Source organism: Pseudomonas sp. GM49, assembly GCF_000282355.1.
Lineage (GTDB): Bacteria > Pseudomonadota > Gammaproteobacteria > Pseudomonadales > Pseudomonadaceae > Aquipseudomonas.
The window spans coordinates 1-730 of sequence record NZ_AKJL01000320.1 but is presented as its reverse complement, the minus strand read 5'-3'; the positions used below and the strand labels follow the sequence as shown (position 1 = coordinate 730).

The 730-nt window shown below is 62.5% G+C and carries 1 pseudogene; it reads left to right on the top strand.

Going from position 1 to position 730, the window contains the following annotated elements:
- Positions 1 to 334 precede the first annotated feature (334 nt).
- Positions 335 to 730: pseudogene (locus tag PMI29_RS01775) on the top strand (hypothetical protein); the annotation flags it as partial.

Below are 730 nucleotides of genomic sequence, written 5' to 3'. Positions count from 1 at the left end.
GCGAGGGAGCTTGCTCCCGTTCGGCGGCTCTGCCGCCGTAAAACCGGGCACTGCGGTGAGTCTTTGGAAATGGGGTGCAAAGGACTAGTGCCGCTTCGCAGCCCGGCGGGAGCAAGCTCCCTCGCCACAAAGGGACCAGTCCTACAAATTGTTCAGACGTCAAGATTGAACGTTCGTCGGATGGCGGGTTGCTACCATCGCAATTGCCTGCCGATATCAACACGGCTGCTACGCTTGGTCGTTGCAGTGCCCGAGCCCCGTTCCTGCTCACACTGCAAGGGTAATCACGGATTGCGACATCCATTCCTGTCGGCAACCTGCACGGAGGCAGGCGATGGTGATCAAAAGCATGGCCGATTCGACTGCGGCGGGGGTTCCCGTGCCGCTCGATCGGGAAGAAATCGAGCGGGTGCTGGCGCTGTTGCTGGCCAGCCCGTTGTTTGCCAAATCCAGGCGCATGGGCAGCCTGTTGCGCTTTCTGGTCGAGCACGACCTTCAGGCCTGTAATACGCCGCTGACCGAACACGCCATCGGCATCGCGGTGTTTCGTCGTGACCCGGCGGTGTATTGCACGGGCGACGACCCTGTGGTGCGAGTGCAGGTGGGGCGCTTGCGGCGCAAGCTCGCAGCGCATTACGCCGGCAACGGCCAGCAGGACCCGGTGCGCTTGAGCATTCCACCCGGGTGTTATCGCTTGACCTATCAGCGGCTGCTACCCAAGGGCGTCGGC